The sequence below is a fragment of the Polynucleobacter sp. MWH-UH19D genome, assembly GCF_040409795.1.
GTDB lineage: Bacteria > Pseudomonadota > Gammaproteobacteria > Burkholderiales > Burkholderiaceae > Polynucleobacter.
In genome coordinates, this window is sequence record NZ_CP099571.1 from 786,304 (window position 1) to 810,838 (window position 24,535).

The following is a 24,535-nucleotide window of genomic DNA, read 5'->3' on the forward strand; positions in this document are numbered from 1 at the left end:
TTGGGCAGTCGCTAGAATGGAAACAATACATCTTTAAATTGTGCCATGTTGATCGTACTTTCACCTGCTAAATCCTTGGATTACAAGACGCCTGCAAAGGTTAAGGCGCCAACCCTCCCAGAGTTTGTTGCGGAGTCGGCTAAGTTAATAGCCGATCTCAAGAAATTAGCCCCCCAGGATGTCGCTAAGCTAATGGGTTTGTCTGATCAATTGGCAGTACTTAATGTTGGTCGCTACCGAGATTGGTCAAAAAAATTTACTGAAGAGAACAGTAAACCTGCAATCTATGCATTTGATGGCGATGTCTACGATGGTTTTGACGTTAAAACCCTCAATGCCAAGGCGGTTGATTTTGCCCAAGACCACATTCGAATTTTGTCTGGACTTTATGGCGCTTTGCGACCCTTGGATTTAATGCAACCTTATCGCCTAGAGATGGGAACTGCTTTTAAGAATGCGCGTGGTAAAGACCTCTATGCTTTTTGGGGTAACAGGGTGACAGATTCTTTAAAACAGCTACTTGAAAAACAAAAAAAGCCAGTCTTGTTGAATTTGGCATCCGAGGAATATTTCAAAGTATTGCAGCCCAAGGAATTAGGTTGCCCAGTGATTTCTCCTGTATTCCAAGATGCTAAGGATGGCAAGTACAAGATCATCTCGTTTTACGCAAAACGCGCACGCGGTTTGATGGCACGCTATGTTGTGGAGAATCGGATTACCGATCCAGCCGATTTAAAGGGCTTTAATTTGGATGGCTATAAGTACTATGCTGCTGATTCAAAACCTGAGAAACCTGTATTTAGAAGGGCGGAGAAGAAGTAATGGCTGTGCATCGCACTAAATCCTCGCAACGCACCTCACCTGAAGTGGAAAAGCTCGTGGCCGATGCCATCTCTTTGGCTGCTTCAGGCAGTCAAATCGAAGATCGTTATTGGGAAGAGCGCTTGAATGTGCGTTTGATGCGCTTATTAAAAAGCCAAAATCAGAATGTGATTGATGCAGCATTAGATCAAACCTTCCGCATTAATACAGTTGCGTTCGAAGTGCTAGCGGATACAGCAGAGACTCTGGCAGAGTCACTCAAGATGGAATACGAAGGGCAGCAGTGGGACGTGCTGTTATTGGCTATGCCAATCGTTGCTCATACTCGTTATCAAATTCCATCAGGGCCTTTGCCGGCAAAAATGGTGGAAGCAACCGCGAGCGCTTTGCATAGCGCTATCGCTGCTACCGACACGCGTATCGCCATTATTCCCTGGCTCTACAGCATTGATCAAATGCCCCATTCGCATTGCCAAACGCGTGTGCTCACTGAGGCACTTGCCAATGCTGCAATCTCTGGCAAGGATGTCAAATTAGAGTTGCGCGATATGTCAGAAACAATCGCTGTCTTGGCTGATCCCCGTTTTATTGTTGCGGCAATTAGCGCTCCTAGTGGCTCACCAATCTTTAAATGGCAAGAAGAGTCTCCTGCAAGACAAGAGCGTGGAGTGAGTTTGATTGGCTGGCAAAATGCCATCCAAGAACCGATTGCTTCGATGTTGCCGGGCTGTGAATTTGAGTTATTACTGCCTGAAGCCTATTTCACAAACTGTCGTTTGGCAGATAAGCATGTGCGCCCACTAAGCATTCGTGCTGCTGTGAACTTTCTGGAAAGTACCTTGGGTATTCTGCCGGCTGGCTTGTCCTGTGTTGTGGGTGCATTTGGTGAAGAACAGGCTGATGAGTACCGTATTTCATTTAGCGCAAAAGGTTCGTCTGATGTGATGTATGGTGTGATTTGGCCTTTGTATGATCGCGAGAGCGTGGCCAATGACGCACTCAACGATTTATCAGATGACGAGAGTCCAATTAAAAAGATATGCGATGCATTGCATGATGCTGGAGTAGAGGATGTATTTCGACATGCGATGCTATTTGATCCAGAGCTTTGCGATGATTGTGGTGCACCATTGTTCCCAGATCGTTCTGGAGAGGCAGTGCACGCGGAAATGCCTGAAGACACTCCGACCCAGCAACCCTTATTTCACTGAACATTAAAAAACAAAACAAGAAATAAATAGCCGAGAAAAAAGCCGAGGATCACTCGGCTTTTTATTGAAGGCTACTTAAAACTAAAAGAAGCTAAGAACTTAGTTGAACTTAGTTTTGCACAAAGGGTTCAGCGCCTGCAAACAAATGCGGTAATTTGCCGCCTTTCATTTCTGCTGTTTGGCAAAAATCAGCAAGCCTTGTTCCAACCTTGATGTTGAAAAGCATTGCTTTGTTACCTAGTACAACTAAGTCAAAACCAGAGTTCGTATTTTTGTAACGCAAGCTGCCCGGTAAGGAAGTTTGGCGCTCCAAATCATAGGTCTTTGATTCCCAAGTAAGGCGAACTTTCTCGGTAGTACCAGTAGTTTTGAATTGTTTGCTTTCGCTACAAGTCCAAGTAAATACTTCTTCATTGGCACTTACGTTTGCAGCCCCAGAGAGGCATGCGAACGTAAGGCTAATGGTGAGAAGAGACTTCTTCATAAGTTGTATTCCTTAGTGAATTAAGGGAGCAAATGTTTGACGCCTGCTTGCTCCTCAAGCAATTCATTGAGGGTATGAGTCATACGCTCGCGAGAAAACTCATCGATCTCTAAGCCCTCAACCATTTTGTACTCACCGTTTTCGCAAGTAACAGGGAAGCCATAGATGACTTCAGCTGGAATGCCGTATTCACCTTTAGATGGGATGCCCATAGTGACCCACTTGCCATTCGTGCCAAGTACCCAGTCATGGATGTGATCGATCGCTGCGTTAGCTGCTGAAGCTGCAGAAGAGAGACCGCGTGCGTCAATAATTGCAGCGCCACGCTTGCCAACAGTAGGAATAAATACATCTTTGTTCCACGCTGCATCATTGATGGAATCTTTTACTGACTTGCCGTCAACCGTTGCAAAACGATAGTCGGGATACATGGTTGGGCTGTGGTTACCCCAAACAACTAACTTCTCAATACCAGCAACCGGTTTGTTCAGCTTAGTAGCTAATTGTGAGAGCGCGCGGTTGTGATCGAGGCGCAACATTGCTGTAAAGTTTTTCGCAGGAATATCTGGAGCAGATTTCATGGCGATGTAAGCATTGGTGTTTGCTGGATTGCCAACAACCAATACTTTGACAGTTTTCTTAGCAACAGCATTTAATGCCTTACCTTGAGCGGTAAAGATTTGAGCGTTAGCAGAGAGCAAGTCTTTGCGCTCCATACCAGGGCCACGAGGACGTGCACCTACCAACAGGGCAACATCGATATCTTTGAATGCGGTGAGTGGGTCAGAATGTGCGGTAACACCAGCCAACAATGGGAATGCGCAGTCTTCGAGCTCCATAATCACGCCAGCCAAGGCTTTTTGTGCTTTTTCATCAGGAATTTCAAGCAATTGCAGGATGACAGGCTGATCTTTGCCTAATAAGTCGCCATTGGCGATGCGGAATAGAAGGGAATATCCGATTTGACCGGCTGCACCGGTTACGGCGACACGCATTGGGGCTTTTGCCATTGCTGATAACTCCAGAGGAAGGTTAATTGGGTTGATTAATAAAAACTTTTCTATTATCCATTCAAGTGTATGGACTTTGCCTTTACACTGTCAATGATGTCTTATATAAGACTAGAATTACTCAGAATTTTATCCAATTGATGTCCTTGTGGAGTGAATTTGTCAGAAGTAAATTTGCCTATTGCTTCATTTAGCCCGCTGTATGAGCAGATCAAAGCCATGATTTTGGCTAGTTTGCAGGCTGCAGAATGGTTGCCAGGTGATGCCATTCCTAGCGAAATGGAGCTTGCTGCGCGTTATGCAGTGAGTCAGGGTACGGTTCGCAAGGCAATTGATGAGTTGGCTGCCCAAAATTTACTGGTTAGGCGCCAAGGGAAGGGTACTTTCGTCGCCACCCATCAAGAAGATGATTGGCAATACCGTTTTTTACGCCTTTCTCCCGATTCTGGTGAAAAGTTCCATCTGATTAGTCAATTTTTAGCCTGTGAGCTAACTAAGGCTACTGATTATGTAGCTAATTTGCTTAAATTAAAGGCAGGTGACCCAGTCATTTATATAGATCGTATTCAGACATTTGCAGGGCAACCCGTTGTTTTTGAAGAGATTTGGCTTCCAGGAAGCCGCTTCAAGGGCTTAGATCTAGACACACTCAATGATTGGCATGGACCAGTCTATGCGCTCTACGAGAGTCAATATGCCACCCATATGGTACGGGCGGAAGAAAAAATTAAGGCGGTTTCGGCTGACGAGAGTCTAGCTAAGCACCTCCAGTTGGCAATCAGCGCGCCATTGCTCTCAGTGGAGCGGGTCGCCTTCACCTACGGGAATAAACCAGTAGAAATTCGACACGCAAGATACGACACTTCTGAGCAACATTATGAAAATCGATTGAACTGAACTTATCCGTAAAACCCCTTTTTAACCCTTATAAACCCTTAAAAGCCCCCACCATACCCAAGGTTTCCAATAGAATATGTTGCGACACAACAAAATCAAACTGAACCTCCACCGAAAGATAGAGATTGCCCATGGTTGATGCACAGCAAAACGTAAAAAAAGATAGACCGGTTTATCGAAATATTGGTCTAGCCCAGTTGGTGAAATACCGCCTTCCTTGGGCTGGCAAAGTTTCCATTCTTCATCGTATTAGTGGAGCAGCATTGTTCCTCTTGTTGCCATTCATTTTGTATCTCTTTGATCAAAGTTTGGCCTCTGAATTAAGTTATCAAAAATTCCAAGCTTTCACCAGCAACATCTTGGTGAAAATCATTTGCTTGGGCTTGATCTGGTCTTTCTTGCACCACTTCTGCGCTGGTATTCGTTACCTCTTGCTCGATCTTGAGATCGGGGTAGAGAAGTCTGAGTCCAATCGTTCAGCGATCATTGTTTTGGTGGTCGGTCTGGCGTTGACTGCGATTGTCGGTCTTAAATTATTCGGCTTGTACTAAGCGTTTCTTCATTAAGGAAATTTCATGCCTATTTATCAAATTGGACCAAAGCGCTTAGTTGTAGGCGCACATTACGGCCTTAAAGAATGGATTATTCAGCGCGTCACTGCAATTGTGATGGTGGTGTTTACGGTTGTACTGCTTGTGGATTACTGCATCACTGGTAGCGCTACTTATGAAGGCTGGTCTGGCCTGTTTAGCAATCAGTTGATGAAGTTATTAACACTCTTGGCTTTGTTTAGTCTTTTCTATCACGCATGGATTGGTGTGCGTGATATTTGGATGGACTACATCAAGCCAGTTGGTATTCGTTTGACACTGCAAGTGTTAACTGTTTTGTATCTCGTGGCCTGTGCGGCCTACGCCGTTCAAATTTTGTGGAAAGTGTAATTCGATGACTGCAATTCAAAAATCATTGCCACGCCGCCGTTTTGATGCGGTGATTGTTGGTGCGGGTGGTTCAGGTATGCGTGCTTCATTGCAGTTGGCGGAAGCTGGCTTAAATGTTGCTGTACTAAGTAAAGTATTCCCAACGCGTTCACACACTGTTGCAGCGCAGGGTGGTATCGGCGCTTCACTCGGTAACATGAGTGAAGACAATTGGCACTATCACTTCTATGACACCATCAAAGGCTCTGACTGGTTGGGTGACCAAGATGTGATCGAGTTTATGTGTCGTGAAGCTCCAAAAGTGGTTTATGAGTTAGAGCACTTTGGTATGCCATTTGACCGTAACCCTGACGGTACAATCTATCAGCGTCCATTCGGTGGTCACACTGCAAACTATGGTGAGAAGCCAGTGCAACGCGCTTGTGCTGCGGCTGACCGTACTGGTCATGCGATGTTGCACACTCTGTATCAGCGCAACGTACGTGCAAAGACCAACTTCTTTGTTGAGTGGTTGGCGCTCGATTTAATTCGTGATGATGAGGGCGATGTCGTTGGTGTAACTGCTCTCGAAATGGAAACTGGTCAGGTATACATCTTGGAAGCCAAGATTGTGATGTTGGCTACCGGTGGTGCAGGCCGTATTTGGGATGCATCTACTAACGCGTTTATTAATACTGGTGACGGTATGGGTCTTGCAGCGCGCGCCGGTATTCCATTGGAAGATATGGAGTTCTGGCAATTCCACCCAACTGGCGTTGCTGGTGCAGGCGTGTTGTTGACGGAAGGTTGCCGCGGTGAAGGCGGTATCTTGCGTAACAAAGATGGCGAGCGTTTCATGGAGCGTTATGCGCCAACTTTGAAAGACTTGGCTCCACGTGACTTCGTATCACGCTCGATGGACCAAGAAATTAAAGAAGGGCGCGGTTGTGGTCCGAATGGTGACTATGTTGTGCTTGATCTGACACACATTGGTGCCGATACGATCATGAAGCGTTTGCCATCTGTTTATGAGATTGGCATTAACTTTGCGAACGTTGACGTCACCAAAGAGCCAATTCCAGTTGTGCCAACCATTCACTATCAGATGGGTGGTATTCCTACCAACATCAATGGTCAAGTGGTTGTGCCAGCTAATGGGAAACACAATGAGGTCATTAATGGCTTATATGCAATTGGTGAGTGCTCATGTGTTTCAGTGCACGGTGCAAACCGCTTAGGTACAAACTCATTGCTCGACCTTTTGGTATTCGGTCGTGCAGCGGGTAACCATATCGTTAGCTTGGATCTCAAGAATCGTGAGTTCAAACCATTGCCTAAGAATGCTGGTCAGCAAACCATGGAGCGTATTGCGAAGTTGGATAGCTCGACTTCTGGTGAGTACGCACAAGATGTTGCAAACGATATTCGTAAGTGCATGCAGAAATACGCCGGTGTATTCCGCAATCAAGAGTTGATGGACGAGGGTGTCCGTCAAATGGCGAAGTTGACTGAGCGTGCGAAGCATTTGTGGGTTAAAGATAAATCTGAGATTTTTAATACCGCGCGTATTGAAGCTTTAGAAGTGGCTAACTTGGTTGAGACTGCAAATGCAACGATGACCTCAGCAGCTGCTCGTAAAGAAAGCCGTGGTGCTCACTCTCATGATGATCACCCACATCGTGATGATGCTAACTGGATGAAGCACACGCTCTGGTATAGCGAAGGCAACCGCTTGGATTACAAGCCAGTGCAGCTAAAACCATTAACTGTTGATTCAGTTCCTCCAAAAGAACGTACTTTCTAAGCAAGAGAGATAGAAGATGAGCGATACCCGTATATTTGAAATCTACCGTTACGATCCAGATGTCGATGCAGCGCCACGCATGCAGCGCTATGAGTTAGAGCTGACTGGTGAGCGCATGTTGTTGGATGCGTTGATTTCTTTGAAGAAACAAGACGAGACAATTTCTTATCGTCGTTCATGCCGTGAAGGTGTGTGCGGTTCTGATGCGATGAACATCAATGGTAAGAATGGCTTGGCTTGCTTAACCAATATGTTGACTTTGCCTAAGGTCATCACCTTGCGCCCATTACCTGGCTTGCCTGTAGTGCGCGATTTGATTGTGGATATGACTTTGTTCTTCAAACAATATTTGTCAATCAAGCCTTACTTGGTAAACGATAATCCACCTCCAGAAAAAGAGCGTCTCCAGAGTCCTGAAGAGCGTGAAGAGTTGAACGGTTTGTATGAGTGCATCTTGTGTGCTTCATGCTCAACTTCATGCCCATCATTCTGGTGGAATCCAGATAAGTTTGTAGGCCCAGCTGGTTTGTTACAGGCATATCGCTTTATTGCTGATAGCCGTGACGAGGAAACCGCAAAACGTTTGGATAACTTAGAAGATCCGTATCGTTTATTCCGCTGCCATACCATCATGAATTGTGTGGATGTATGTCCTAAGCATTTGAACCCAACGAAGGCGATTGGCAAGATCAAGGAGTTGATGGTTCGTAGGGCGGTATGACCCTCGGCAATGCAGAGTTATATCGCTTAAAGAGTGATGCTCGTAGGGGCTTGCTCGAGAATGATCTAATTCTGCAGCGTTTCTTTGCTCGTTACGGCGATCAGTTAAGCGTAGAAGATGGAAAAGTATTAAGCCAGTTATTGGCCTTAGATGACAACGATTTGATGGATTTATTGATCGCTCGAAAAGATTCTGTGGCTGGATTGGAAAAGGAGATGCAGTCTGACTCCTTTAAGAAAGTTTTACAAAGGCTGAGAGAGAAGTAATTCAGCGTGCAGTCGAAGAAGTAGTTGCAGTGCAAGCGTGTGATCGAATAGTGAAGTAATCATAATTTTGAATGACTAAGGATTAGAAATGATTGAATCGGACATCAAGGCAAAACTCTCGTTTTCGGATGGCACCCCAGATATTGATCTGCCAATTTACAAAGGGACAGTTGGCCCAGATGTAATTGACATCCGTAAGCTTTATGGTCAGACCGGTAAGTTCACTTACGATTCCGGCTTCCTTTCTACTGCGTCATGCAATAGCAAAATTACCTATATCGATGGCGATAAGGGTGAATTGCTCTATCGTGGTTACCCAATTGAGGATTTAGCAGGCAAGTGCGACTTCTTGGAAGTTTGCTACCTCTTAATCAATGGTGAATTACCAAACGCAAAAGATAAAAAAGATTTTGAGAATATGGTCATGCACCACACGATGGTTCATGAGCAAATGCAATTCTTCTTGCGCGGCTTCCGTCGTGACGCTCACCCAATGTCTGTGCTGACTGGTTTAGTTGGTGCGATGGCTGCTTTCTACCACGATGAGATCGACTACAGCGAGCCCTATGCTCGTGAAGTAGCGCAGATTCGTTTGATTGCCAAGATGCCAACTTTGGTAGCAATGGCTTATAAATATTCTGTAGGACAACCATTTATCTATCCTGATAATTCTTTGTCATACACTGCGAACTTTATGCGCATGATGTTTGCAACACCATGTGAAGAGTACAAAGTAAATCCTGTGCTGGTTCGTGCTTTGGACCGTATCTTCACGTTGCATGCAGACCATGAGCAAAATGCTTCCACCTCCACAGTGCGCTTGTGCGGTTCTTCAGGCACCAATCCATTTGCTGCGATTTCTGCTGGTATTGCTTGCTTGTGGGGTCCTGCACACGGTGGTGCTAACGAAGCTTGCTTGCAGATGCTCAATGAGATTCAGGCAAATGGTGGCGTAGATAAGATCCATGAATTCATTGCACAAGTAAAAGATAAGAATTCTGGCGTTCGTTTGATGGGCTTTGGTCATCGCGTTTATAAGAACTTTGACCCACGCGCTAAATTGATGCGTGAGACATGCTATGAAGTCCTGAATGAACTTGGTTTGCAAGATGATCCATTGTTCAAGTTGGCAATGACTCTTGAGAAGATTGCATTGGAAGACGATTACTTTGTAAGCCGTAAGCTCTATCCAAACGTTGACTTCTACTCTGGAATCGTTCAGCGCGCACTCGGCATCCCAACTGAAATGTTCACCTGTATTTTTGCATTAGCAAGAACAGTAGGTTGGATTGCTCAATGGGAAGAAATGATTACGGATCCTGAATACAAGATTGGACGTCCACGTCAGTTATATGTTGGCGAAACTTCACGTAAGGTCCCAGATATTTCTACACGTAAATAAAGGTTTTAAGGTCACTCATGTCTCGTACGCTTTATGACAAATTGTGGGATGACCACGTTGTTTACTCTGAAGAAGATGGCACAGCCACGATCTACATCGATCGTCAATTGCTGCATGAGGTAACTAGCCCTCAGGCATTTGAAGGGCTTAATTTGGCTGGCCGTCCTGTTTGGCGCATCTCCGCCAATTTGGCCGTTTCTGATCACAATGTGCCAACGACCGATCGCAGCCAAGGTATTACTGATCCTATTTCCAAGTTGCAAGTAGATACCTTGGATCAAAATTGCGATGCATTTGGTATTACGCAATACAAAATGAATGACACCCGTCAGGGGATTGTTCACGTGATTGGTCCTGAGCAGGGCGCAACTTTGCCAGGTATGACAGTAGTTTGTGGTGATTCGCACACCAGCACCCATGGTGCATTTGGTGCATTGGCATTTGGTATCGGTACATCTGAAGTTGAGCATGTTCTCGCTACACAAACTTTGCTCATGAAGAAAAGCAAAAACATGTTGGTGCGTGTAGATGGTCGTTTGCAGCCAGGCGCTACCGCTAAAGATATTGTGTTGGCAGTGATTGGCAAGATTGGAACTGCGGGTGGCACGGGTTACACCATTGAGTTTGCGGGAGAGGCGATTCGCAATCTATCCATGGAAGGTCGCATGACAATCTGCAACATGGCTATTGAAGCGGGCGCTCGTTCTGGTTTGGTTGCTGTGGATGAGACCACAATTGAATATATTCAAGGTCGTCCATATGCTCCAAAAGGGGCTGCCTTATTGCAGGCTTTGCAGTATTGGAGAACCTTGCACTCTGACGCAGATGCGAAGTTTGATGAGGTTGTTGAGTTGCGCGCCGAAGAGATTGCTCCACAAGTGACTTGGGGTACTTCTCCGGAGATGGTTCTCTCGATTAGTGATCGAGTTCCAGACCCTGAAAAAGAACGTGACCCAAATAAGCGATCTGCAATGGAGCGTGCTTTGGAGTACATGAATCTGACTCCAAATACCCCGCTGAGCAGTATTACAGTTGATAAAGTATTTATTGGTTCCTGCACCAATAGTCGTATTGAGGATATTCGCGCGGCCGCAAAAGTAGTGGATCGCATTGGCAAGAAAGTTGCGGCGAATGTGAAACAGGCGCTGGTTGTTCCTGGCTCTGGCTTGGTGAAGGCTCAGGCAGAGCGCGAAGGATTGGATCGTATTTTTAAGGCGGCTGGTTTTGAATGGCGCGAGCCAGGTTGCTCTATGTGCCTCGCAATGAATGCTGATCGCCTTGAGCCTGGCGAGCGTTGTGCTTCAACCTCGAATCGTAATTTTGAAGGCCGTCAGGGCAATGGTGGTCGCACTCACTTGGTGAGCCCTGCAATGGCTGCCGCCGCGGCAATTGAAGGTCACTTTGTAGACGTTCGTAAGATTTCGTAAAGGTAATTGCAATGAAGTTTTCTTCTGTTTCCTTAATCGCTCGTTTGGCCATTGTTGGTATCGCAGGTCTCGTGATTGCAGCATGTAGTAGCACTCTTGAGGGCATGGGAAAAGATTTGCAGACTATGGGTAATGCAATGGGTGGATCTGGCGCAAACACAACCCAACAAAATCCATCGCAGACGCAGGGTAAAGATGTTGTTGTTACTCCTGTGAAGTAAGCAGATTTAGTTTATATATTTAACGAAGTCAGAATTATGGAAAAATTTACGGTATACAATGGACTGGTTGCTCCGCTCAATCGTGAGAATGTGGATACCGATGCAATTATTCCCAAGCAATTTTTAAAGTCGATTAAGAAAACAGGTTTTGGTCAAAACCTGTTTGATGAGTGGCGTTACCTTGATCATGGCGAACCAGGTCAAGATTGCAGTAAGCGCCCAATTAATCCTGATTTTGTTTTAAACCAGCCGCGCTATAAAGGTGCCGGTATTTTGTTGGCTAGAAAGAATTTTGGTTGCGGTAGTTCGCGTGAACATGCTCCTTGGGCATTGGATCAATTTGGCTTTAGGGCAGTGATCGCTCCTAGCTTCGCAGATATTTTTTATAACAATTGCTTTAAGAACGGACTTTTGCCAATTGTTTTGTCTGAGATGCAGGTAGACCATCTCTTTAACGAAACCATGGCATTTAGCGGTTATCAGTTAACGATTGATTTAGAGGCTCAGCAGGTCATTACCCCTGATGGCACTGGCTATAGCTTTGAGGTTGCTCCCTTTAGAAAATATTGTCTCCTGAACGGTTTGGACGATATTGGCTTAACTCTGCGTCATGCAGATAAAATTAAGGCTTTTGAAGCCGAGCGCATTCTGAAGATGCCTTGGTTGGCAACCCAGTTGCCATAATTTGTTGATTTAAAGGCCTTTTCATGAAAATTGCAGTTCTCCCGGGCGATGGGATCGGCCCGGAAATCGTTGCACAAGCTGTCCGCGTACTGAAGGCGCTAGGGCCAAATTTTGATTTAGAAGAAGCCCCAGTAGGTGGCGCTGCCTACGATATTGCTGGGCATCCACTGCCGCCAGCTACTCTTGAGTTGGCCAAAAAAGCCGATGCAATTTTATTTGGTGCCGTAGGGGATTGGAAATACGACACGCTTGCTCGTGAACTGCGTCCAGAGCAAGCAATCTTAGGTCTACGTAAACATTTGGAATTGTTTGCGAACTTTAGGCCTGCCATTTGTTATGCAGAGTTAACAGCCGCCTCTAGCCTTAAGCCGGAAATTATTGGCGGTCTTGATATTTTGATAGTGCGTGAGCTCAATGGTGATATTTACTTTGGTCAGCCACGTGGTATTCGCTCTTCTGAGTTGCCATTATTTAAAGGTGCTCGTGAGGGCTTTGACACTATGCACTATAGCGAACCTGAAGTAGAGCGTATTGGACGTGTTGCATTCGAGGCAGCGCAAAAGCGCGGCAAGAAGGTATGTAGTGTTGATAAAGCAAACGTGCTGGAAACATCTCAGTTATGGCGCGAGGTGATGATTCGGGTCGCAAAAGACTATCCAGATGTAGAGTTGTCTCATATGTATGTTGATAACGCTGCGATGCAATTGGTGAAGGCACCAAAAGCATTTGACGTTGTTGTTACTGGCAATCTTTTTGGCGACATCTTATCTGACGAGGCCGCAATGTTGACCGGCTCTATTGGTATGTTGCCTTCAGCCTCTTTGGATAAAAATAACAAGGGCTTGTATGAGCCCAGCCATGGTTCGGCCCCAGATATTGCGGGCAAAGGTATTGCAAATCCTTTAGCAACCATCTTATCGGCAGCCATGATGTTACGTTACTCATTGGGCATGCCTAGTGAGGCGGATCGGATAGAAAAGGCAGTTCAAAAGGTTTTAGCACAAGGCTTGCGCACTGCAGATATTTACACTGAGGGCACGAAAAAAGTGTCTACTGTGGAGATGGGTGATGCAGTTGTAGCGGCATTGGCATAAGCGAAGATAGAAGTTGCAAGAAAGTGTTCTAAAGTAATCGAATTCAATAAATAGTTGATGATCATGGCAAATACAAAAACACCTTTAGTAGGTTTAGTAGGCTGGCGAGGAATGGTTGGTAGCGTGCTGATGGAACGCATGCTCGCTGAAAAAGACTTTGATCTAATCGAGCCAGTTTTCTTTAGCACTAGTCAGGCAGGTGGTGCGGTTCCTCTGTTAAATGGTCAAAAAGTGACCAAGAGTGAGAGCACGCTGCAAGATGCTAATGATATTCAGGCCCTTGCGCGTTGCGACATTATTCTGACATGTCAGGGTGGCGATTACACCAACGACATTTTTCCAAAACTGCGCGCTGCAGGATGGAATGGTCATTGGATTGATGCTGCAAGCGCATTGCGCATGAAAGATGATGCTGTATTGATTTTGGATCCAGTGAATCGTCCAGTAATCGATAAAGCGCTTGCTGCTGGTGGCAAAAATTGGATCGGTAGCAACTGCACCGTTAGCTTGATGATGATGGCTATGGGTGGACTTGTTAAGGCGGATATGGTCGAGTGGATTAGTGCCATGACTTATCAAGCAGCCTCTGGTGCAGGCGCGCAAAATATGCGCGAGCTTCTTTTGCAAATGGGTGCATTGCGTGACAGCGTTGCCGCAGAATTGGCTGACCCTTCTTCCTGGATTTTGGATATTGATCGTAAAGTGACTGAGACATTGCGCTCGGCTGATTTTCCGAAAAAGAACTTTAGGAATACCGCTTTGGCAGGCAGCCTAATCCCCTGGATTGATGTGCCTGTAGAAAATGGTCAAACTAAAGAAGAGTGGAAGGGTGGCGCTGAGTTCAATAAGATTCTTGGACGTCCTGCATTCCGTACGCCAGGTAGCATTCCAATTGATGGTTTATGTGTTCGTGTGGGTGCAATGCGTTGTCACTCACAGGGACTTACAGTCAAGCTCAAGAAAGACATTCCGCTCAAAGAGATCGAGACCATTTTGGCTAATGACAATCCATGGGTGAAGGTGGTTCCAAATGATCGAGAAACTACCGAGCGTGACTTATCCCCAGCGGCTGTTAGTGGCACTTTAACGGTGCCGATTGGTCGTTTGCACAAATTGGCTATGGGCCCTGAGTACCTTGGCGCCTTCACTGTTGGCGACCAGTTGCTATGGGGTGCTGCTGAGCCTTTGCGCCGCATGTTAAGAATCCTACTTGAGTGATAATGCCAGCATGACACGCGTCAGCCGTTTATCGCTTATCAAATTACTCTGCTTGACTGGGTTCTGCTGGGCTGGTGCGTCTTGGGCATTTACATTAGGCAGTCCTCAGGTTCAATCATTGGCGGGTGAGCCTCTTCGTGTAGAAATTCCAATTAGTGTTACTGCAGATGATCAGGTGCTATTGCAGAGCTTGACTGTGGATATGCCCAATCGGTCGGCATATGAGCAACTTGGTGTTTCCGAGAGGATTATTCAGTTCAATCCTCAGGCGATGATCTATCGGAATCGTCAAGATGATTTGATGGTATTGATCGAGACGGTTAATCCCGTGCCCATTGCTGAAGAACCATTTATTAATGTGTTGCTGAATTTGAGCTGGGCTAGTGGTAGTCAGCTAAAGACGTTCACTTTTTTATTGGCGGACCCTCAAAAGATTTTGGTTAAGCCAGGTCAAACTCTCTCAGGTATAGCGGCTAGTATGCTTCCTGAGTTTGATGGCGCAACATTAGATCAAACCATGATTGCCTTGTTTAAGGCGAACCCAGATGCCTTTGCGAGCGGCAATATTAATGTTCTATCTGCAGGCGCAGAGCTGAAGAAGCCAAGTCAGTCTGTGCTGGGCTCGATTAGTCCTACACAAGCTAGCCAGATAGTCCTAGAGGCAAATCAACAATGGCGCGCAGAACGCGAGTCACAGGGTAAGGTTGAAGTTCGGTCAGATCAGGATCAGACCCAAGTTGCCAAAGGTGCGACCAAAGATACATTAAAGATTGGCTCAAGCACTGATAACAAAGACCTTGAAAAGCAATACGTGGAGCAATTGGTTGCCGAAGAAAAGCAACTGGAGCAAACCAAATCTCGAATAGCGACCCTAGAAAAGAATATTTCTGAACTTCAGGCTTTGCTTGATAAACCAAAGGATGAAGAGAAGCCTGTTCAGCAGAATAAATTTAGCTTACCTAAGCTACCTAATATTCCCGATCTTCCAGGACTATCCAAGCTGCCCAATATTCCTGAGTTGCCTAATGTGCCTAAGCAGGCCATGTATGTGCTGGTGGCTTTAGCGGCTCTTGCAGCGCTTGCACTGGTAGCAATTTTGCTTTGGGGTGTGATTCTGTTTGTGCGCAAATCAAAATCAAGTGATGTTCACCATCCCGTGCATGTTGATGATGTGCCATCTGAACCTGCGAAAGCGCAATTGGGATCTGAGTACAACATTCCTGAGCGTGCTCAAGCAATATTTTCTGGGCTCAATCTTGATCTAGGTTCCCCAAGCAAAAAGGAAGAGCCTAAGCCTGACTTCAGTTCAGAGGATTCTAGGGCCTTGGCTGATGCCTTGCGGGTGAAGTTGAACTTAGCACGCGCGTATATCACTATCGAAGATTTTTCTGCAGCCAAGAAATCTTTAGAGGAAATATTGAATACAAGTAATGCTGTTGACCCAGCAATCACCATTGAAGCTCAGGGCGTATTGTCGGAGCTCTCGCATCGTCAGACATAGGTTTGGGCTATGCGTATCGCGCTTGGCCTTCAATACGACGGAAGTTCATATGCTGGTTGGCAAGTCCAACCTAATCAACTTACATTGCAGGGTGAGCTCGAGAGGGCGATTGCAGCATTTATAGGTGAGTCGCCAGATAGGCATGCACCCATTCAGACGATTACTGCGGGTAGAACGGATGCAGGTGTTCACGCCTTGGGTCAAGTAGTTCATTTTGATACTCATGTGGACCGTGAGATGTTCTCATGGGTTAGGGGGGTTAACTCCTACTTACCAAAATCCATTGTGCTCAATTGGGCAAGCGAAGTTCCTGAGGACTTTAGTGCACGCTTTAGTGCAATAGAAAGAACTTATATTTACGCCCTACATGCTGGTCCTTGCAGTTCTCCTATGGTAAGCGGCAGGGCTGGTTATGTGATGCTGCCTCCTAATACTTGGTTTGATATTGATGCGATGCGTGTTGCAGCAACTTATTTGATTGGCGAGCACGACTTCAGCTCATTTAGGTCATCAGAGTGTCAAAGTAAAACGCCTATAAAAACGCTGTACTCAATTGAGATTATTTCAAGTGAGCCTTGGCTGTATTTTCGGATCCGAGGAAATGCGTTTCTGCATCACATGGTGCGTAATTTAGTCGGCACTTTTTTGATGATTGGCCGTGGCAAAAGAAGGTCCGAATGGATGGCGGAAGTGCTGGCGGCAAAAAATCGCCAAATGGCTGCCCCGACATTTATGCCTGATGGCCTCTATTTGGCCAAAATTGCTTATCCCGAGGAATTTGCCATACCGGGACCATGGCTCAAAAACTCCTGGTTCCCAGACGGGGTAATTGGGGATTAGGCGCTATTTAAGCCTTATTATTTAGCCATGGGCTTACTGACATACTCCCCCAGCCGCACGAGGATCAAAATCTGCGGCCTACGCACTCCTGCCGATATTGATGCTGCAGTGCAGGCGGGCGTTGATGCGGTTGGATTTGTTTTTTATCCCCCCAGCGTGCGTTCTGTTAGCCCCAATATTGCTGCCCAGCTGATTTCCAGGTTACCAGCTGGAATTGATGCGGTTGGCTTGCTGGTGAACGCAACCGATGCAGAGTGTGCCGCAATTCGTGCTGCAGCACCCATTACCCTTTGGCAGTTTCATGGAGATGAGACGCCAGAAAGGTGTCGTGAGATAGCCCAAAATGACCCTTGGATGAAGGCCGCCCGGATAGGCAAGCAATTCGCTTTTAACGATTTTTCCCTACAATATAGGGATGCAGACGCTTTTCTGCTCGACGCCCTAGTTGAGGGTTATGGCGGCGGAGGCGTTCCTTTTGATTGGCAGGAGATTCCACAGACATGGGTAAGCGAAAACGCGCCTCGGGTCGTTTTGAGTGGTGGATTGAACGCACACAACGTGGGCGAGGCGATTGCTCGTCTTCATCCTTGCGCAGTTGACGTAAGTAGTGGTGTCGAAAGCAGCAAGGGTGTAAAAGATGCCGCACTCATGACGCAATTTGTTCAAGCCGTGCGTGTGGCTGATGCGAAAGCATCTCCCCAATAAATTGCTGTAAATAAATCAAAAGAGGTAACTATGTACGACAAGCCAGATGCTCGAGGACACTTCGGTCCTTATGGTGGCGTATTTGTTTCTGAGACATTAATGTATGCATTGGATGAGCTCAAAGAAGCTTATGCAAAATATCAGCATGACCCAGAATTTTTGGAAGAGTTTCATTACGAGTTAAAGCACTTTGTCGGTCGTCCTTCGCCTGTGTATCACGCAAAACGCTGGAGTGAAATGTTGGGTGGTGCGCAGATTTACCTCAAGCGCGAAGATTTAAATCACACTGGCGCTCACAAAATTAATAATGTCATTGGTCAAGCGATGCTAGCAAAGCGTATGGGTAAGCCACGCATCATTGCTGAGACTGGCGCTGGACAGCATGGTGTTGCTACTGCAACAATTTGCGCGCGTTTTGGTTTGGATTGCACCGTTTATCAAGGATCAGTAGATGTAGCGCGTCAAGCGCAGAACGTCTATCGCATGAAACTGCTGGGTGCCAAAGTAGTGCCGGTAGAGTCAGGCACAAAAACCTTGAAAGATGCATTGAACGAAGCAATGCGCGATTGGGTTACTAATGTCGATAACACTTTCTACATCATCGGAACAGTAGCGGGACCTCACCCTTATCCGATGATGGTGCGTGATTTTCAGAGTGTGATTGGCGAAGAGTGCAAAGTGCAAATGCCGGAGATGACTGGCAAGCAACCTGATTATGTATTGGCTTGCGTTGGTGGTGGATCTAATGCAATGGGTATTTTTTATCCCTACATTGACTTGCCTGATGTCAAACTCATTGGGGTTGAAGCGGCAGGGCATGGTTTAGGAAGTGGCTTACATTCTGCAGCTTTGTGTGTTGGGAAGCCTGGCGTTTTACATGGCAATCGCACGTATTTATTGCAAGATGACAATGGCCAAATATCTGAGACGCATTCAGTATCTGCTGGTATGGACTACCCAGGTGTTGGCCCAGAGCACGCTTGGCTAAAAGATTCTGGTCGTGCTGATTATGTTGCTATTACTGATGAAGAGGCTTTACAAGCGTTTCATGACTGTTGCCGCATTGAGGGCATTATTCCTGCTTTAGAGTCTTCTCATGCCATTGCGCATGCATGCAAGTTAGCCAAGACCTTGCCAAAAGATAAAACGATTTTGGTAAATCTCTCTGGTCGCGGTGATAAGGATATGCATACCGTTGCGCAGGCTACAGGCTCTGAAGGTTAATGGCTTAGGTAAATACACGCCGATACTAACAATCAGCACAATAAGAAAAACAAAAAGAAAAAAGAAAAAAGAAAATTATCCATGTCAAAAATTAGCGCATTATTTAAAGAGCTTAAAGCCAATGGTAAGAAGGGATTAATTCCTTTTATTACCGCAGGCGATCCAGACCCCAAGCTAACCGTTGAATTAATGCATGCATTAGTACGTGGTGGCTCTAGCGTGATTGAGCTAGGTGTGCCATTTTCTGATCCGATGGCTGATGGCCCTGTCATTCAAAGATCATCAGAGCGCGCTCTAGAGCATGGCGTGTCCTTGCACTCATGCTTGGAGATGGTTAAAGAATTTCGTAAAACGGATAGTACTACGCCAGTGGTGCTCATGGGTTACGCTAATCCGGTAGAGCAAATGGGTTCAGAGCGATTTGCAAGTGAAGCTAAAGCAGCTGGTGTTGATGGGGTGCTAGTGGTTGACTATCCACCAGAGGAATGCGTCGATTTTGCAGCACGTATGCGAGTTGCCGGAATTGACCCCATTTTTTTATTGGCACCGACTTCCTCTCACGATCGCATTAAAGAGGCTGCCAAGATTGCCTCTGGCTATATTTATTACGTGTCAATGCGTGGGGTCACTGGCGCATCCCACCTCAATACCCAAGATGTGGCAAGCATTCTTCCTAAAATTCGTCAGGAAACCGATATTCCAATTGCTGTAGGCTTTGGTATCAGTGATGCCGCTAGCGCCAAGGCGGTATCGGCCAGTGCTGACGCTGTGGTTATCGGAAGCCGCATTATTCGTCTATTAGAGGATGCACCCCCAGGCCAAGCAGTACAATCACTAGGAACCTTTATTCGTGAGATTCGCGACGCATTGGATAGCTAATACTGATGAGCTGGATAGATAAATTACTCCCACCCCAAATTCAACATACCGATCCAGCGAATCGCAAATCGGTTCCTGAGGGTTTGTGGGTTAAGTGCCCTGGTTGTGAAACTGTCTTGTACAGCACCGATATCGAAGCAAACCTTTCTGTTTGCCCAAAATGTAGTCATCACATGCGCATTGGTGCGCGTTTACGTCTAGATAATCTGTTTGATGAAAAAGGGCGCTACGAAATTGGTGCGGATATTTATCCAACCGATCCACTTAAATTCAAAGATTCTAAAAAGTATCCGGATCGCATTAAAGAAGCAAATGATGCCTCTGGCGAAACAGAAGCACTGATTGTGATGGGTGGCAAGATTGAAAGCATTCCGGTTGTCGCAGCGTGTTTTGAATTCCAATACATGGGCGGATCAATGGGCTCTGTTGTAGGTGAGCGTTTTGCTCGCGGTGTGCAAGAGGCGATTAATAAGAAGTGTGCTTTTATTTGCATCACCGCAACTGGTGGCGCGCGCATGCAAGAAAGTTTGTTATCCCTTTTTCAAATGGCAAAGACAAATTCAATGTTGACTTTGTTGTCGAAAAAAGGTCTGCCATATATTAGCGTTCTCACTGACCCTACGATGGGTGGAATTTCAGCTAGCTTTGCGTTTATGGGTGATGTTGTTATGGCTGAGCCAAAAGCCTTGATTGGTTTTGCGGGTCCGCGAGTGATTGAACAAACTGTTCGTGAAAAATTACCTGAAGGCTTTCAGCGTTCCGAGTTCTTATTACAAAAGGGTGGGGTCGACATGATTGTCGATCGTCGCCAGATGCGTGGCGAGATCGCGCGTTTGTTGGCCTTGCTACAAAAACTTCCAGAGCCTGCGATTGCGGGTAGCTCAGCCGTTTAAGCGCTTGAGCACGGCACACCCAGCCCCAATTTTATTTAATAGCCTCGAGGCTTGGCTAAGCCACCTTGAAACCGCTCACCCTGTCGGTATCGATATGGGTCTTGAGCGCATTAGTCGTGTTAAGGCAGCACTAGATCTTCACTTTGATTGCCCAGTGATTACGGTCGCTGGAACAAATGGTAAAGGTTCAACCTGCGCCTATTTGGAGAGCATATTGCTCGCCTCAGGTTATCGTGTGGGCTGCCACACCTCACCACACCTGCTGACATTTAATGAGCGTGCACGGATTAATGGCGAAGATGTTAAGGATGCGCTATTGCTTGAGAGCTTTACTGCCGTTGAAAATGCTCGGGTCAGTTTGCTTGACGTGCCAACCTTAACGTATTTTGAGTTCACTACTTTGGCAATCATGTATCTGTTCTCAAAAGCAAACTTAGATGCCGTCATACTGGAAGTAGGCATGGGTGGCCGCCTGGATGCCGTCAATATTGTCGATGCTGATTGCGCGATAGTCACCAGCATTGATATTGACCACGCAGACTTCTTGGGAGGCACTCGCGAGGCGATTGGGTTAGAGAAGGCGGGAATTTTTCGTCCTGAACACATCGCAGTTTGTGGCGACCCAGTGCCACCACAATCTTTGATTGACTATGCTCAAAAGCTAGGCTGCGATCTATGGCTTCAAGGTCGAGATTACAACTTCCAAGGCGATAAACAGCAGTGGGGTTGGGCAGGGCGTGGCAAGCGTTTCAGTGGTTTGGGCTATCCAGCTTTGCGAGGCGCAAATCAAATCTTGAATGCCTCAGCAGTAATAGCCGCATTAATGGCATTGCATCAGCGTTTACCGGTTAGCGCCCAAGATATTCGCAATGGCTTTGCCATGGTAGAACTTCCAGGACGCTTTCAAGTTCTTCCGGGTCAGCCTACGGTAGTTCTCGATGTCGCACATAACCCCCATGCCGCTGCTACCTTGGGGCAGAGTTTGGATAAGATGGGGTATCACCCATATACCTACGCCATTTTTGGGGCAATGGCAGATAAAGACATCGAAGGGGTTATTAAACCCCTGCTCAATATTGTGGATTTTTGGTTTTGCACTGATTTGCCAACCCCTAGAGCGGCCCCTGCAAAGTCTCTGGCTCAAAAGCTTGAATCCATGGGGGTGAAGCCTAAAAATGGAGCGGATGGAGGGATAGAAATCTTCGAAAATCCCGCTTTAGCGTATCAAAAAGCGCTATCTATGGCTGGTGAGGGTGATAGAATTGTGATCTTCGGATCCTTCTATACCGTTGCAGGCGTAATGGCTTATCGAAACAACCAGGCGCATTGATCCATGATTCGTTTACCAAGCTTTTTTAGGCCAAAATCACAGTCTAATGACCTTGAAACTGGGTCACTAGGGCGTCGTGTCACCCAAAGGCCTGTGCCCCGCGCATTTCAGCGCAACCTAGAGTCCGAAGAGCTCGCATTTACCGAAGATCCAGAACAACAAAGAGCACGACATCGCTTAATTGGCGCATCCGTTTTGGTATTGATTGCAGTAATTGGCTTGCCTCGCATTTTGGATAACAAGCCCAAAGCTGTTAACAACGATATTGCCATCAATATTGTCACCAGTTTGCCCACGCCAAGTGTTGAGCACAAGCCTGATGCAAAGCCAGAAGAAAAGGCAAAGGCAGATGCTCCGGCTGCAGCTCAATCTGTAGCCCCAGTGGTTGCGCCTAAACCAGTTGTCTCTGCATCAGAAGCAAAGGTAGAACCAAAGGCAGAGGTGAAGCCAGTAAATGTGGCTAATAAAGCACCTTCTACTCTAGGTTTGGCAGAAGGTGAGGAAGTGGTTAGCGCTACATCCAATGGAAAATCAAAAGTTGATGCGACTCTCAAGAACTCCGATAGTGCCTCGACAAAGAATTCAGTCAAATATGGAATTCCGGTTGGAAGTTTTGCATCAGACGACAGCATCAAAAATGTCACAGCAAAATTAAAAGAGTTAAAGATTCCATTTACTACAGCAATTAAAACTCGTCCTGATGGCGCAAAGCTGACCGTATTCCGTGCGGGGCCCTTTAGTGATAAGGATACGGCTGAGGCAGCAGAAAAGAAAATTAAGTCGACGCTAAACCCTGCTGCCAAAACAATCGAGATTGGTAAGCAGTAATGGAATACTTATCCACCTTAAAGCTGACATCGGTGGATTACTTCACCCTAGTTGTACTCTTGGTTTCGGCCTTGGTTGGAATTTCACGGGGACTGTTTAAAGAGGTATTAGCTCTTGCCTCATGGTTTGTAGCTGCTTGGGTTGCTTATCACTACAGTAACTACCTTTCCACCGAATGGCTTTCTACATTCCATCTAGAAGAATTGTTAAGTCTAGGATTAAGTTTCTTGATCTTGTTTGTCTTAACCTTAATCGTTTGTGGTTTATTTGGCGGTATTGTGCAGAAGATTATTTTGTCTGCAGGTTTGAGTCTGACAGATCGATTCTTGGGTTTAGTGTTTGGTTTGGCGCGTGGTGGTTTGATTGTTGTGGTATTGGCTACATTGGCAGCCTTAACCCCGATACCGCAAAGCGTAGCCTGGAAAAATGCCATTACCCGACCAGCTGTTGATATGGCAACCAGTTTAATTAAAGGCTGGCTACCAAGTGATTGGGCAAAGCAACTGAGTGGTGCTATGCCAAAAGTTACCCCAACTATTACTCCTAAATTAACAATAGGAATCTAGCGATATGTGTGGCGTTGTCGGAACTGTATCCCATTCACCAGTCAATCAGCTTCTTTATGATGCTTTGTTGCTTTTGCAGCATCGCGGTCAAGATGCCGCTGGTATTGCCACCATGAATGGCAATTCATTTACGATGCATAAAGCTAATGGTTTAGTAAGAGACGTTTTTAGAACTCGCAATATGCGTAGCTTGGTTGGCAATGCAGGCATTGGTCAAGTGCGTTATCCAACAGCTGGCTCAGCAAGCAGTGAAGAGGAGGCGCAGCCATTTTATGTAAGCGCACCTTACGGCATTATTTTGGCTCATAACGGTAATCTTACGAATGCAGCGAGCTTGCGCGTAGAGATGGCTTATCGTGATCGCCGTCACATCAACACCAGTTCAGATACTGAGGTATTGCTAAACGTTTTGGCTGATGAGCTCCAGAAAGAAACTAACAGTGCCGCTTTAGATGAAGGGGCAATGTTCAATGCGGTGACTGGCGTTGCCAGTCGTGTGAAGGGTTCCTATGCGGTAGTCTCTTTGATTGCTGGTTATGGTTTATTAGCATTTCGTGACCCATTTGGTATTCGCCCTTTATGTATTGGTCGTATTGACACAGCGCAAGGTCCCGAGTGGATGGTGGCGTCAGAGTCAGTCGCCTTGGAGGGCCTTGGATTTACTTTCGTACGCGATGTAAATCCTGGTGAAGCAATTTATATTGATTTGGATGGCAACTTTTATGCACGCCAATGTGTTGCTAATGCCGTTCTCACCCCATGCATCTTTGAGTATGTCTACATGGCTCGACCAGATTCCACTATTGATGGAGTGACGGTCTACAACGTGCGTATGCGCATGGGTGATTACTTGGCTGAGAAAATTCGCAAAGAGACCAATGTGAATGAGATCGATGTGGTCATGCCAATCCCTGACTCTAGTCGTCCGGCAGCTATGCAAGTTGCTAAAAACTTAGGCGTTGATTATCGTGAAGGGTTTTTCAAAAACCGATACATCGGTCGCACCTTCATCATGCCAGGTCAGGCTGTTCGCAAAAAATCAGTCCGCCAAAAACTCAATGCAATGCGTGTTGAATTTAAAGACAAGACCATCTTGATTGTGGATGACTCAATTGTGCGCGGCACAACCTCATTTGAGATTGTGCAAATGGCACGTGAGTCTGGTGCTAAGAAAGTAATCTTTGCATCGGCTGCGCCACCGGTACGTTTCCCAAACGTTTATGGTATTGATATGCCAACCCGCAGTGAGCTAGTTGCTTATGGCCGCACCGATGAAGAGATTAACAAAATGATTGGTGCTGATCAGTTAATCTATCAAAGCGTAGAGGATATGAAGCAAGCGGTACGAGATATTAATCCAAAGATTCAGAACTTTGAGGCTTCTTGTTTTGATGGTCACTACATCACAGGTGATATCAATGATTCGTATTTAGATGCGCTAGAGGCACAGCGTAATTCTTCTGCTGCTAAAGCTGATCGTCAGCGCGATTCTAGCGATTTCGCACGTTCGCAATTGCACTTACATTTAGCGACTGAAGACTAAAAAGCCACACGATTTTGCCTTCTCTGAGGCAAATCTATCATTCGG

26 protein-coding genes are annotated in these 24,535 nt (G+C 46.2%); 24 read left to right on the forward strand and 2 right to left on the reverse strand.

The features are described 5' to 3' along the window. Positions 1–45: 45 nt before the first annotated feature. Both yaaA and NHB34_RS04000 read left to right on the forward strand, forming a co-directional pair. Entirely contained in the window at positions 46–822 is a 777-nt protein-coding gene (gene yaaA / locus NHB34_RS03995; RefSeq protein ID WP_353428346.1) for a peroxide stress protein YaaA, read from the forward strand. Then, positions 822–2,033, forward strand: coding sequence for a DUF2863 family protein (locus tag NHB34_RS04000; RefSeq protein ID WP_353428347.1), 1,212 nt, complete (start codon positions 822–824; stop codon positions 2,031–2,033). Before yaaA ends, NHB34_RS04000 begins: the two co-directional genes overlap by 1 nt. Positions 2,034–2,142: 109 nt before the next feature. Here the strand turns inward: NHB34_RS04000 and NHB34_RS04005 are convergent, their stop codons facing one another. Both NHB34_RS04005 and NHB34_RS04010 read right to left on the reverse strand, forming a co-directional pair. Next, the gene (locus NHB34_RS04005; protein WP_353428348.1) at positions 2,143–2,517 is read right to left on the reverse strand and encodes a hypothetical protein; all 375 of its coding nucleotides are present in this window, start codon (positions 2,515–2,517) and stop codon (positions 2,143–2,145) included. Between the two features lie 20 nt (positions 2,518–2,537). Beyond that, a complete protein-coding gene (locus tag NHB34_RS04010) occupies positions 2,538–3,527 on the reverse strand; it encodes a malate dehydrogenase (RefSeq protein WP_353428349.1) in 990 nt (329 codons plus the stop codon). A gap of 153 nt (positions 3,528–3,680) precedes the next feature. Here NHB34_RS04010 and NHB34_RS04015 point away from each other — a divergent pair, with 153 nt between their 5' ends. From NHB34_RS04015 to purF, 22 genes are all read left to right on the forward strand, one after another. Then, positions 3,681–4,424 carry a GntR family transcriptional regulator gene (locus tag NHB34_RS04015; RefSeq protein WP_353428350.1) on the forward strand — a complete coding sequence of 248 codons (744 nt, stop codon included), beginning with the start codon at positions 3,681–3,683 and terminating at the stop codon, positions 4,422–4,424. Positions 4,425–4,555: 131 nt separating this feature from the next. Then, positions 4,556–4,975: a succinate dehydrogenase, cytochrome b556 subunit gene (gene sdhC, locus NHB34_RS04020; protein WP_353428351.1), complete on the forward strand. Its 420-nt coding sequence runs from the start codon at positions 4,556–4,558 to the stop codon at positions 4,973–4,975. A gap of 24 nt (positions 4,976–4,999) precedes the next feature. Next, positions 5,000–5,365, forward strand: coding sequence for a succinate dehydrogenase, hydrophobic membrane anchor protein (gene sdhD / locus NHB34_RS04025; protein ID WP_353428352.1), 366 nt, complete (start codon positions 5,000–5,002; stop codon positions 5,363–5,365). Between the two features lie 4 nt (positions 5,366–5,369). After that, the gene (gene sdhA, locus NHB34_RS04030; RefSeq protein WP_353428353.1) at positions 5,370–7,148 is read left to right on the forward strand and encodes a succinate dehydrogenase flavoprotein subunit; all 1,779 of its coding nucleotides are present in this window, start codon (positions 5,370–5,372) and stop codon (positions 7,146–7,148) included. Positions 7,149–7,164: 16 nt separating this feature from the next. Further along, the gene (locus tag NHB34_RS04035) at positions 7,165–7,869 is read left to right on the forward strand and encodes a succinate dehydrogenase iron-sulfur subunit (protein ID WP_353428354.1); all 705 of its coding nucleotides are present in this window, start codon (positions 7,165–7,167) and stop codon (positions 7,867–7,869) included. Beyond that, on the forward strand, positions 7,866–8,135 hold the full coding sequence (locus NHB34_RS04040) for a succinate dehydrogenase assembly factor 2 (protein ID WP_353428355.1): 270 nt from the start codon (positions 7,866–7,868) through the stop codon (positions 8,133–8,135). Before NHB34_RS04035 ends, NHB34_RS04040 begins: the two co-directional genes overlap by 4 nt. A gap of 88 nt (positions 8,136–8,223) precedes the next feature. After that, complete coding sequence (gene gltA, locus NHB34_RS04045) at positions 8,224–9,537, forward strand: citrate synthase (protein ID WP_353428356.1); 1,314 nt, start codon at positions 8,224–8,226, stop codon at positions 9,535–9,537. Between the two features lie 17 nt (positions 9,538–9,554). Next, a complete protein-coding gene (leuC, locus tag NHB34_RS04050) occupies positions 9,555–10,964 on the forward strand; it encodes a 3-isopropylmalate dehydratase large subunit (RefSeq protein WP_353428357.1) in 1,410 nt (469 codons plus the stop codon). 11 nt (positions 10,965–10,975) lie between these two features. Beyond that, on the forward strand, positions 10,976–11,185 hold the full coding sequence (locus NHB34_RS04055) for a hypothetical protein (protein ID WP_353428358.1): 210 nt from the start codon (positions 10,976–10,978) through the stop codon (positions 11,183–11,185). 36 nt (positions 11,186–11,221) lie between these two features. Further along, positions 11,222–11,869 (forward strand): 3-isopropylmalate dehydratase small subunit, encoded by a 648-nt coding sequence (gene leuD / locus NHB34_RS04060; protein ID WP_353428359.1) that lies wholly within the window; start codon positions 11,222–11,224, stop codon positions 11,867–11,869. A 23-nt stretch (positions 11,870–11,892) separates the two neighbouring features. Next, a complete protein-coding gene (leuB, locus tag NHB34_RS04065) occupies positions 11,893–12,963 on the forward strand; it encodes a 3-isopropylmalate dehydrogenase (protein ID WP_353428360.1) in 1,071 nt (356 codons plus the stop codon). 63 nt (positions 12,964–13,026) lie between these two features. Next, entirely contained in the window at positions 13,027–14,181 is a 1,155-nt protein-coding gene (gene asd / locus NHB34_RS04070) for an aspartate-semialdehyde dehydrogenase (RefSeq protein WP_353428361.1), read from the forward strand. A gap of 10 nt (positions 14,182–14,191) precedes the next feature. Further along, positions 14,192–15,682 (forward strand): FimV/HubP family polar landmark protein, encoded by a 1,491-nt coding sequence (locus NHB34_RS04075; RefSeq protein WP_353428362.1) that lies wholly within the window; start codon positions 14,192–14,194, stop codon positions 15,680–15,682. A gap of 9 nt (positions 15,683–15,691) precedes the next feature. Then, positions 15,692–16,522 carry a tRNA pseudouridine(38-40) synthase TruA gene (truA, locus tag NHB34_RS04080; protein WP_353428363.1) on the forward strand — a complete coding sequence of 277 codons (831 nt, stop codon included), beginning with the start codon at positions 15,692–15,694 and terminating at the stop codon, positions 16,520–16,522. A gap of 27 nt (positions 16,523–16,549) precedes the next feature. Then, positions 16,550–17,227: a phosphoribosylanthranilate isomerase gene (locus NHB34_RS04085; RefSeq protein ID WP_353428364.1), complete on the forward strand. Its 678-nt coding sequence runs from the start codon at positions 16,550–16,552 to the stop codon at positions 17,225–17,227. Between the two features lie 30 nt (positions 17,228–17,257). Continuing rightward, the gene (gene trpB / locus NHB34_RS04090; RefSeq protein WP_353428365.1) at positions 17,258–18,451 is read left to right on the forward strand and encodes a tryptophan synthase subunit beta; all 1,194 of its coding nucleotides are present in this window, start codon (positions 17,258–17,260) and stop codon (positions 18,449–18,451) included. Between the two features lie 81 nt (positions 18,452–18,532). Beyond that, positions 18,533–19,330 carry a tryptophan synthase subunit alpha gene (trpA, locus tag NHB34_RS04095; protein WP_353428366.1) on the forward strand — a complete coding sequence of 266 codons (798 nt, stop codon included), beginning with the start codon at positions 18,533–18,535 and terminating at the stop codon, positions 19,328–19,330. A gap of 5 nt (positions 19,331–19,335) precedes the next feature. Further along, positions 19,336–20,223 (forward strand): acetyl-CoA carboxylase, carboxyltransferase subunit beta, encoded by an 888-nt coding sequence (gene accD / locus NHB34_RS04100; RefSeq protein WP_353428367.1) that lies wholly within the window; start codon positions 19,336–19,338, stop codon positions 20,221–20,223. A 4-nt stretch (positions 20,224–20,227) separates the two neighbouring features. Then, the gene (gene folC / locus NHB34_RS04105) at positions 20,228–21,553 is read left to right on the forward strand and encodes a bifunctional tetrahydrofolate synthase/dihydrofolate synthase (protein WP_353428368.1); all 1,326 of its coding nucleotides are present in this window, start codon (positions 20,228–20,230) and stop codon (positions 21,551–21,553) included. A gap of 3 nt (positions 21,554–21,556) precedes the next feature. Continuing rightward, positions 21,557–22,381, forward strand: a complete 825-nt coding sequence (locus NHB34_RS04110) for an SPOR domain-containing protein (RefSeq protein WP_353428369.1) — start codon at positions 21,557–21,559, stop codon at positions 22,379–22,381. Next, complete coding sequence (locus tag NHB34_RS04115; protein WP_353428370.1) at positions 22,381–22,947, forward strand: CvpA family protein; 567 nt, start codon at positions 22,381–22,383, stop codon at positions 22,945–22,947. The genes NHB34_RS04110 and NHB34_RS04115 overlap by 1 nt, the downstream gene beginning before the upstream one ends. 4 nt (positions 22,948–22,951) lie before the next feature. Then, a complete protein-coding gene (purF, locus tag NHB34_RS04120) occupies positions 22,952–24,490 on the forward strand; it encodes an amidophosphoribosyltransferase (RefSeq protein ID WP_353428371.1) in 1,539 nt (512 codons plus the stop codon). Positions 24,491–24,535 lie beyond the last annotated feature (45 nt).

What these genes read in the sequence shown, in the direction of transcription:
- trpB (WP_353428365.1), top strand. Translation starts at nt 17,258, where the DNA reads ATGTACGACAAGCCAGATGCTCGAGGACACTTCGGTCCTTATGGTGGC.
- NHB34_RS04000 (WP_353428347.1), top strand. Translation starts at nt 822, where the DNA reads ATGGCTGTGCATCGCACTAAATCCTCGCAACGCACCTCACCTGAAGTG.
- NHB34_RS04115 (WP_353428370.1), top strand. Translation starts at nt 22,381, where the DNA reads ATGGAATACTTATCCACCTTAAAGCTGACATCGGTGGATTACTTCACC.
- NHB34_RS04035 (WP_353428354.1), top strand. Translation starts at nt 7,165, where the DNA reads ATGAGCGATACCCGTATATTTGAAATCTACCGTTACGATCCAGATGTC.
- NHB34_RS04075 (WP_353428362.1), top strand. Translation starts at nt 14,192, where the DNA reads ATGACACGCGTCAGCCGTTTATCGCTTATCAAATTACTCTGCTTGACT.
- sdhC (WP_353428351.1), top strand. Translation starts at nt 4,556, where the DNA reads ATGGTTGATGCACAGCAAAACGTAAAAAAAGATAGACCGGTTTATCGA.
- NHB34_RS04040 (WP_353428355.1), top strand. Translation starts at nt 7,866, where the DNA reads ATGACCCTCGGCAATGCAGAGTTATATCGCTTAAAGAGTGATGCTCGT.
- NHB34_RS04055 (WP_353428358.1), top strand. Translation starts at nt 10,976, where the DNA reads ATGAAGTTTTCTTCTGTTTCCTTAATCGCTCGTTTGGCCATTGTTGGT.
- sdhA (WP_353428353.1), top strand. Translation starts at nt 5,370, where the DNA reads ATGACTGCAATTCAAAAATCATTGCCACGCCGCCGTTTTGATGCGGTG.
- NHB34_RS04085 (WP_353428364.1), top strand. Translation starts at nt 16,550, where the DNA reads ATGGGCTTACTGACATACTCCCCCAGCCGCACGAGGATCAAAATCTGC.
- sdhD (WP_353428352.1), top strand. Translation starts at nt 5,000, where the DNA reads ATGCCTATTTATCAAATTGGACCAAAGCGCTTAGTTGTAGGCGCACAT.
- trpA (WP_353428366.1), top strand. Translation starts at nt 18,533, where the DNA reads ATGTCAAAAATTAGCGCATTATTTAAAGAGCTTAAAGCCAATGGTAAG.
- gltA (WP_353428356.1), top strand. Translation starts at nt 8,224, where the DNA reads ATGATTGAATCGGACATCAAGGCAAAACTCTCGTTTTCGGATGGCACC.
- purF (WP_353428371.1), top strand. Translation starts at nt 22,952, where the DNA reads ATGTGTGGCGTTGTCGGAACTGTATCCCATTCACCAGTCAATCAGCTT.
- NHB34_RS04110 (WP_353428369.1), top strand. Translation starts at nt 21,557, where the DNA reads ATGATTCGTTTACCAAGCTTTTTTAGGCCAAAATCACAGTCTAATGAC.
- NHB34_RS04010 (WP_353428349.1), bottom strand. Translation starts at nt 3,527, where the DNA reads ATGGCAAAAGCCCCAATGCGTGTCGCCGTAACCGGTGCAGCCGGTCAA.
- leuD (WP_353428359.1), top strand. Translation starts at nt 11,222, where the DNA reads ATGGAAAAATTTACGGTATACAATGGACTGGTTGCTCCGCTCAATCGT.
- leuB (WP_353428360.1), top strand. Translation starts at nt 11,893, where the DNA reads ATGAAAATTGCAGTTCTCCCGGGCGATGGGATCGGCCCGGAAATCGTT.
- leuC (WP_353428357.1), top strand. Translation starts at nt 9,555, where the DNA reads ATGTCTCGTACGCTTTATGACAAATTGTGGGATGACCACGTTGTTTAC.
- asd (WP_353428361.1), top strand. Translation starts at nt 13,027, where the DNA reads ATGGCAAATACAAAAACACCTTTAGTAGGTTTAGTAGGCTGGCGAGGA.
- accD (WP_353428367.1), top strand. Translation starts at nt 19,336, where the DNA reads ATGAGCTGGATAGATAAATTACTCCCACCCCAAATTCAACATACCGAT.
- truA (WP_353428363.1), top strand. Translation starts at nt 15,692, where the DNA reads ATGCGTATCGCGCTTGGCCTTCAATACGACGGAAGTTCATATGCTGGT.
- yaaA (WP_353428346.1), top strand. Translation starts at nt 46, where the DNA reads ATGTTGATCGTACTTTCACCTGCTAAATCCTTGGATTACAAGACGCCT.
- NHB34_RS04005 (WP_353428348.1), bottom strand. Translation starts at nt 2,517, where the DNA reads ATGAAGAAGTCTCTTCTCACCATTAGCCTTACGTTCGCATGCCTCTCT.